Source organism: Microcella sp. (assembly GCF_033763155.1).
Taxonomy (GTDB): domain Bacteria; phylum Actinomycetota; class Actinomycetes; order Actinomycetales; family Microbacteriaceae; genus Microcella.
In genome coordinates, this window is record NZ_JANRKZ010000041.1 from 1 (window position 1) to 7,783 (window position 7,783).

The 7,783-nt window shown below is 64.9% G+C and carries 9 protein-coding genes; 2 read left to right on the top strand and 7 right to left on the bottom strand.

The window, feature by feature from the left end:
• Nucleotides 1–198, bottom strand: a 198-nt coding sequence (locus SFU54_RS01740; protein WP_319014595.1) for a hypothetical protein, incomplete at its 3' end; no start/stop codon positions are given.
• A gap of 70 nt (nucleotides 199–268) precedes the next feature.
• Nucleotides 269–1,501: an aminoglycoside phosphotransferase family protein gene (locus tag SFU54_RS01745; RefSeq protein WP_319014596.1), complete on the bottom strand. Its 1,233-nt coding sequence runs from the start codon at nucleotides 1,499–1,501 to the stop codon at nucleotides 269–271.
• 242 nt (nucleotides 1,502–1,743) lie between these two features.
• Here SFU54_RS01745 and SFU54_RS01750 point away from each other — a divergent pair, with 242 nt between their 5' ends.
• Nucleotides 1,744–1,995 carry a hypothetical protein gene (locus SFU54_RS01750; protein ID WP_319014597.1) on the top strand — a complete coding sequence of 84 codons (252 nt, stop codon included), beginning with the start codon at nucleotides 1,744–1,746 and terminating at the stop codon, nucleotides 1,993–1,995.
• Here the strand turns inward: SFU54_RS01750 and SFU54_RS01755 are convergent.
• Nucleotides 1,992–3,230: a glycoside hydrolase family 3 N-terminal domain-containing protein gene (locus tag SFU54_RS01755; RefSeq protein WP_319014598.1), complete on the bottom strand. Its 1,239-nt coding sequence runs from the start codon at nucleotides 3,228–3,230 to the stop codon at nucleotides 1,992–1,994. The genes SFU54_RS01750 and SFU54_RS01755 overlap by 4 nt on opposite strands.
• A gap of 42 nt (nucleotides 3,231–3,272) precedes the next feature.
• The gene (locus SFU54_RS01760; protein WP_319014599.1) at nucleotides 3,273–4,658 is read right to left on the bottom strand and encodes an MFS transporter; all 1,386 of its coding nucleotides are present in this window, start codon (nucleotides 4,656–4,658) and stop codon (nucleotides 3,273–3,275) included.
• Nucleotides 4,659–4,759: 101 nt separating this feature from the next.
• Between SFU54_RS01760 and SFU54_RS01765 the strand changes: the two genes are divergently transcribed.
• The gene (locus tag SFU54_RS01765) at nucleotides 4,760–5,128 is read left to right on the top strand and encodes a rhodanese-like domain-containing protein (protein ID WP_319014600.1); all 369 of its coding nucleotides are present in this window, start codon (nucleotides 4,760–4,762) and stop codon (nucleotides 5,126–5,128) included.
• A gap of 8 nt (nucleotides 5,129–5,136) precedes the next feature.
• On the opposite strand, the gene SFU54_RS01770 is transcribed toward SFU54_RS01765, so the two are convergent.
• The 3 genes from SFU54_RS01770 to SFU54_RS01780 all read right to left on the bottom strand — a co-directional run.
• Nucleotides 5,137–6,204 (bottom strand): LLM class flavin-dependent oxidoreductase, encoded by a 1,068-nt coding sequence (locus SFU54_RS01770; RefSeq protein WP_319014601.1) that lies wholly within the window; start codon nucleotides 6,202–6,204, stop codon nucleotides 5,137–5,139.
• 79 nt (nucleotides 6,205–6,283) lie between these two features.
• A complete protein-coding gene (gene pdxH, locus SFU54_RS01775; RefSeq protein WP_319014602.1) occupies nucleotides 6,284–6,955 on the bottom strand; it encodes a pyridoxamine 5'-phosphate oxidase in 672 nt (223 codons plus the stop codon).
• Nucleotides 6,952–7,783: hypothetical protein (locus SFU54_RS01780; protein WP_319014603.1), on the bottom strand; the 832-nt coding region annotated here is incomplete at its 5' end. The genes SFU54_RS01780 and pdxH, both read right to left, overlap by 4 nt.

The following is a 7,783-nucleotide window of genomic DNA, read 5'->3' on the forward strand; positions in this document are numbered from 1 at the left end:
GATGCTGTCGCTGTCGACGCGGAAGTCGAGCTCGATGCGGTCGTCACCCCCGGTCAGAGTGTCAATGCCGGGAACCGAGAGGCCCGTGGCGTTTTCGATCAACGGAATAGCGTTGGCGACGCTCGCCGCGCCCCCAGCGACAACTCCGAGGCCGAGTGCCGAAGCCGCACCGATTGCGATCCAGTTCTTGGTGTCCATGATGTTTCTCCTCCCCTGCAGACCCCTGCGGTCTGCGTTGATGGAGCAACTCTCGCGAGCCGCGATGAGATCACCAGGAAGAAGCAGTGAGAGGTCTCTCATCAGCATTGACGACCCGATGGGCACGTTCGATCAACGCTGTGGCGCCGCCTGATCCGGCCGCCGACCGAGACAGCGCATGGCCCAAGAGCTGGGTCGCCGCGATGGAGTGCGCCCGGTCAACGAACCCGGTTTCCGCCGAGCGAAACCACCGGCGCCGCCACCCATCGGCGAGCACTGACGCTCGACGGGCCCGCACCGTTGCTCGGCTGCCGCCGTCGTGGACAACCGTGGCGATGAGATGGGCATAGAGCGCCGCGGCATCGTCGGCAGGGTCTCCCCATCCCGACGTGTCGATATCGAGCACCCCTGAGATCACGGTGGGTCGCTGAGGGTCAACAAGCAATTGCGCCAGGTGCAAATCACCGTGAACGGTGCGAGACGGAGGAGGTGATCCGCCCGCGGCAAACCTCTGCGAGATGGTGCGAACGGTGCGTTCGATCAAGCCGTCGTGGGCAGGCATTTGCTCAATGAGTCGCTCTTCATACCAATCAACGCGACGAACCAGCGATGCACGAGCTGACGAGACCGACGGGACACGCGCGATGGCGTTACCGAGCGCCTCAATCTGGTCGAGCAGGGCATCCGGTCGATCCACCCGATCGAGCACGCTGATGAGTTCCGAGCCCGTGAGGGCCTCGAGTGCCACCAGGCCCTCTTCGCTCCACCCCAAGACCGCGGGAACGGGGATTCCCGCCTCGCGCCACAGCGTGTGTCGCGCTTGAAGTGGCTGCGCGGCGGGCGGACGCACAACCTTGAGAAAGTAGGCGGTGCTGTGTGTATCGACGCGCACGACCGCACGTTTGCCCGGCCGATAGGCCGCGAGACTGACGCGCAACCCGTCAACCGGCAAGCCCAGTCGGGCGAGCACCACGCCGGCAGCTTCTGCGTAGACCGCCGTGCGAAGGGCCGGCAACGCCGGGTCGGCCGGATACACCCATACATCGACCCTCTCGCCCGTGGCCGGGTTGCTCAACGCCAGAACGCCGGGCCGCGTCACCTCAGGGGGCGCCGTTTCAACGAAGACGGTGTGGTCGGCGGCGATACCGGCGGCATCTCGGAGGCTGACGCGGTAGCCGTGCGTGAAGCCGTTGCCCGTCGGCTCGACTTGCAGCGGCTGCGCGTCGACCAGCGAGGCGTCGAGCGACGAAGCAACCGCCGCCAGCACATCGCGGTGCAATACTCGGTCGCTCGAAGGGGGCACGGGTCCATTCTTGTGGCTCTCGCCTGAGAAGTGAGTCGGCGTGCGGCGCGTCGACGAGGTGCGTCATGATCACCCATCGGTCCCCCGAAATGGGGACCGCAAACACAGCCTCAGTTCTGGCCTTCGTGAGCAACGAAGCGTACGCTGAAGGTACGACCTCGCCTACCCAAGGTCGAAACGTGAATACGGCTCTCCACCCATTGAGCCGCGTTCCTTGAAACCCGACAGGAACAGTGATTCAGATGATCGCTCTCGTGATCACGGCCGTCACCCTCATGCTCGTTGGTGCTGTGGTTATCAGCCTCGAGCGCCACCGTCGCCTTACCCCGATCACCGCGCTGATCACCGGACTCGGCACTCTTGCCGTCGTCGTGGGTGCCATCACCGCGACGACCGCATCGATCCTTCCGGCCGAGGCCGAGATCGTTCCGCGCGGAGTGACGACGAACCAGTTGCCTGAGCGCGTCTCTGACGTCGACCTGCCGACGCTCTAGTTGTCGTCGGCAAGTGAACGGGGCGATTGCCCCCAGCACTTGAGACCACAATCAACATAGGGCGCCGACTGGCCAGATGCGTCTCGACGAATGGCCAGAACTCGATCGAGCGATTCGTCGATTCGCGCCGGATCGAGACGACCATCATCGAGTGCTGCAGCCAGATCGCTGATGAGCATCGTCAGGTTGACACCGACCGTCGACGGGTCGCCCGGCAAGACGAACAACACCACGTCGTTGCCGGCGGCGAGCGCAGCAATCGCGTTTGCGGTGGGGTTCGCATAAGCGGGCACACCCGAGGCCTGCAGCATGAGCAAGTCGTCGGTCACAATGACCCCGTCGAAACCCATCTCTGAGCGCAAGATGTCGATCCACGCTGGCGACAACGATGCCGGCATCGGACTGATCTGATCGAACTGCAGGTGCCCCATCATCACAAGAGGCGCTCCCGCGTCGATGCCCGCCTGAAACGGAACCGCGTGAGTCGTGCGCCACGTTTCGAGTGAAATGTTCGAGCGCGGGATGCTCACATGCGAGTCGTCGGGGCTCGCCCCGTGTCCCGGAAAGTGCTTGAGAGTCGACAGCACGACGCCCATCTCTCCGCGCACCGCCGCCGCGACGCGCTCTGCAGCGGCGGACGGCGTCTCGCCGAGAGTGCGCGGTCGAATGAACGACGATCGGTCGGGCGTGACATCCGCGACAATGCCAAAGTTGATCATCACGCCTGCCGAGGCGACCAGCGCGGACCGCGCGGCAAAAGCCTGCTCCGTTGCCGACGGGTCGAGGCCCCAGAGATCGCGTGCCGCCAAGGCACGGTCGTCGTCGAGTCGTCGAACGGTTCCGCCTTCTTGGTCAATGGCCGTGAGAACGGGCAACCCCGCATCGGTGCTGAGACCGGCGGTGAGAGCGGCAACGCTCGACGCCGGTCCAGCCACGTTGTCGCCCATGAGAATGACGCCTCCCAGCCCATGAGCATCGATGACGGCTCGAATGCTGCCCGCGTCGGTGCCGGGCACATGAATCATGACGAGGGCAGCAAGCTTCTGCTCGGGAGTCATCGCGGCGATGCGTTGATCTCGATAAACCTGGTCGACATCGAGAGGAGCCGGCGCCCCGACGAGCCGACTCTGTGCGGGGACCGCGTCGATCGGCGCGATCGAGCATCCGCCCAGCGAGACAGCGATGAGCGCCCCCACGACCGCAATCGCGCGTGATCGATCGTGGCGTCGTCGCATGCCTTGATGCTAGCCGTGCCCCGTGCGCAGCGCTGGAGTCGACTACTCGGTGTCGTGTGCCGACGAGTTCGCCGCCGCGATGCGGGGCGGGTTACGAATGCCCACGGCCGACGTGATGGCTCCCGTCAGCATGAGAGCCGCGCACAACAGAAGCGCATTGTCGAGCCAGGCATCGTCGACGAGCGTGCCGATCACTGCTCCCAACAGGGCGATCGCCACGAGGCCCGCGACGCGCGAAAGCGCGTTATTGACAGCGGACGCGATTCCCGAGCGCTCGGAGTCGATGGCTCCGAGAATTGCTGAGGTCAACGGAGCAACGGTCATCGACATCCCCAGTCCGAAGAGGACGACTCCCGGCAGTGCTTGCGACACAAAGTCGAACGGTGTCTCAATCGACCGCAACGACACAAATCCGATCGCGACCAACAGGGGCCCGAGCGTCATGAACCAGCGGGGGCCGAATCGACCCGCAAGGGCGCCGAACCGCGACGAGAGCAGCACGAGACAAAGGGTGACGGGCAGCATGACGAGCCCCGAGACGGTCGCGCTCAGCCCCGCCACTTGCTGAAGGTAGACCACGATCACGAGGCCAGAAACCGAGAGCGCCGCGTAGATGGCCACTGTCGCGATATTGCCGACGGCAAAGTTGCGATTGCGGAACAACGACAACGGCATCATCGGATGCTGCGCCACCGCTTGGCGAACGACAAAACCCACAAGGCTCACGACGCCGACCACGAGCGGCACCCAGACCAGCGCGGCACTCCAGCCATAATTCGCCTGCTCAATGAGCGCGAAGACCACGCCGGCGAGCCCCAGCGCACCGAGCACCGCGCCCACAAGGTCGAGGGGTGGACGCTGCACTGCGGGCTCATTGCGCAGTGGCACAAGAAGCACGAGTGTCAGCGCGACAGGAACGACGTTAATGACGAAGACCCACCGCCAACTGGCGAAGTCGGTCAAGAGACCGCCGAGGAGAGGGCCGACAACAAAAGCGGCCGACGTCCATGCCGTCCACAGGCCGATTGCGCGCGCCTGCGTCGCTCCGCGATGAGCGCTCATGATGAGCGCGAGCGAACTTGGCACCAACAAGGCACCCGCAATGCCTTGGGCCGCGCGCGCAGCGATCAGCACGTCAGCGGTCGGCGCCAGTCCACAGGCGAGCGAGGTCACGGCAAAACCGATGAGCCCGATGCGAAGAATGGCCACGCGCCCGAACAGGTCACTGAGCGAGCCGGCGAGCAAGATGAGTGATCCGAGAGTGATGAGATACGCATCCACCACCCACTGCTGCACCGGCAGCCCCCCACCGAGCTCGGTGGTGATCGCGGGCAGAGCGACGTTGACGATCGAGCCGTCGAGAAACGCCACGAAGGCCGAAAGGATGGCCACGACGAGTACGCGGCGATTGAGGGCAGTGTCGGCCATGGGGTCAGTCAAGCACGCGCCCGAGGTCGATCAACACCACTCACTCTGTATACCCCCCTGGGTATCTGTTACTCTTGCGCCACGACACGAAGGAGAGACCCATGCGCCGCACCTTGCTCGCCCTCGCCCTTGCTCTCGGCCTTGCGCTCGGGGCAACCGCCTGCGCGATCCCGGGCGACCCCATCGTGCTCGACGAGAGCACCGTAATCATCGACGTGCGCACCGCTGACGAGTTTGCCACCGGCCACCTCGAGGGAGCCCTCAACATCGATGTTCAAGAAGCATCGTTTGACACGCTCGTGAGCGAACTCGACGCCGATGGCACCTACCTCGTCTACTGCCGCAGTGGCAACCGATCGGGCCAGGCCATTGAGCGCATGACCGCACTCGGCTTCACTGATCTCACGAACGGGGGCGGGGTCGAGAACGCGTCGCAGATCACCGGCCTCTCGATCGTCACCGGCCCGTAGCGGTCCGGCTACGTCGCCGAGGGCACGAGGCGCTCGGCGAGCAACTCACGCACCCTCGGCATGACCTGCGTGCCATAGAGCTCGATGGCGCGCATGAGCTTCTCGTGCGGCAGCGGACCCGTGCTGTACTTCAGATCGAATCGCTGGATGCCGAGAGTGGCGACCGTGTCGGCAATCTTGCGGGCGACCGTCTCAGGCGACCCCACGTAGAGAGCACCGTGCTCGACTTCTTGACGGAAGTGATCGTACGTCGTCGGCCCCCAGCCGCGCTCGCGGCCGATGCGACCGAACATGAGCTCGTAGGCGGGCCAGAGGTCTTCCATGGCCTGCTCGTCGGTCTCAGCGATGTACCCGGGCGAGTGAACGCCCACCGGCTGCCATGGCTTCTCGAGCTGCGTGAGCGCACGGTGGTAGAGCTCGACGAACGGCGCGAAGCGCTCGGCGGGTCCACCGATGATGGCGAGCATGAGGGGAAATCCGTAGTTGGCGGCGCGCACCACTGACTCGGGGCTTCCCCCGACGCCCACCCACGTGCGCACCGAGCCACTCTCCGCAATCGGGTACACCATCTGGTTCTGCAGCGGAGCACGCGTACTGCCCTGCCAGGTGACGGGGCCGCCGTCGTTGACCGCGGCATAGAGGTTGAGCTTCTCTTCGAAGAGCGTCTGGTAGTCCTGCAACGCATAGCCGAAGAGCGGGAACGACTCGGTGAACGAGCCTCGCCCCATGATGACGTCGGCCCGACCGTTCGAGATCGCATCGAGCGTGGCAAACCGCTGAAAGACTCGAATCGGGTCGTCAGAACTCAAGACGGTCACGCCGCTACCAATGCGGATGCGCTCGGTTCGCGCAGCAATCGCGGTCAGAACGATGTCGGGCGCCGACACGGCGAAGTCGTCGCGGTGGTGCTCCCCAATCGTGATGGCGTCGACGCCCACCTGGTCGGCAAGCACACCTTCTTCGACAACATTGCGGATGACCTGCGCGTGAGGCAGCATGCGCCCGTCTGCGTCGGCCGTCACGTCGCCAAAGGTGTCAAGGCCCAACTCGAGGTCGTGGGCGTCGGTGATGGCCATGAGGCTCCTGTATCTATGCGTACGTATCGACTGACCTAACGCTCGGCCACGCAACCTTATTCCCGCAGCGCACGAGCCGTCAGGGCTGAAGGCGTTCCACCCTCCATGCCGCATCGCCTTCGCGGTGAAAGACCAGACGATCGTGCAGTCGAGACGTTCTCCCCTGCCAGAACTCCACACGCGAGGGCACGATGCGAAACCCGCCCCAGCGCTCTGGCCGCGGAACCGAGGGCGCATCCGCAAATCGCTCGTCGGTGTCGCGCACCTTCTGCTCGAGCGCCTCTCGAGACGCGATCGGCTGCGACTGGTCGCTCGACCATGCAGCGACCTGTGCGCCGCGCGGACGATTCGCAAAGTAGGCGTCGCTATCGACAGGGTCGACAGGATGCGCGTGCCCAAAAATCTTCACCTGACGGTGCAGCGTGTACCACGGAAAGACGGCCGCGACGGCGGGGTTTGCCATCAGCGCGCGGCCCTTGCGCGAGGTGTAGTCGGTGTAGAACTCAAAGCCGCGTTCGTCAACGCCGCGCAACAGTACCGTGCGAATCGACGGGTCGCCATCAGGATCGATCGTGGCGAGTACCATCGCGTTGGGCTCGTACACCGATCGCTCCGCCGCCTCCGCAAGCCAGGAGGTGAATTGCGCAAACGGATCGCCCGCGAGATCAGACTCTTCGAGCTTCTCAACCCCGTAGTCGGTGTGCGTGCGGAGGGCGGCCGAGAGATCGGGGTCGCGGTGCTCACTGGTCATGGTGCAACGGTAGGCGGTTCACGCCGAGAATCGGCCGAGCCGAGCGCCATGGCGCTCGACCAGGCGGCCGCCACTGCCGCGAGAATGAGCGCCGTTCCGAGCAGTTCATCGCCGAACTGCGCGAAAGCATCAAGGTCAATGGCCGCTCCGAGATCTCGAGCGAGCGCGCCAAAAGCGAGAACCGTGATGCCGAACACCGCGTTGGCGATGAAGAGCAACACGCGCGACGCGCGCGGGTACGCGGCGCTGTCACTGTGGGTCACTTCGGCGTCGGTCACGAAGCCCCACACGAACCCGAATAGGGCAAGGGCAATGCCGCTTGCGCCGATCACGAATCCCAGGGGGTCAGCGACGACATCGCGCCATGCGACCGCCGCTGAGAGCAAGAGAGCGACCGTGAGGAGCCCCAGTCGGCGTGCGTCGAGCAGACCACGAGCCGCCACAACAACGGCGAGAACAAGGGTTGCCGTCGTGATGACACCGGCAATTGCCGCGGCCGACCAGCTGGGCGCCGATTCAACAACCAGAGGCATAACACTCAGCAGCGTGAAGAGGCCCACGGTCGCGAGAAGCTCAGGAAGGGCGCGGCGACCGCGTCGAGCAGTGACAACCGCAATCGCGAGGAGTACCAGCCCCACGAGGGTGCGCACAACGACGATGGACGAAGAGCTGCGCAATCCGTCAGCAACGACCCCGAGAGCGTCAAGAATCACTCCACCGCCACCCCACGCCGTGATGATCTGAACAACCAACAAGACGATCACGAGCGGCGCCAACGCGATCGACAGCGCCGCGGCCACCGGCAACGCCACCGTGTCGAGCTCTGCC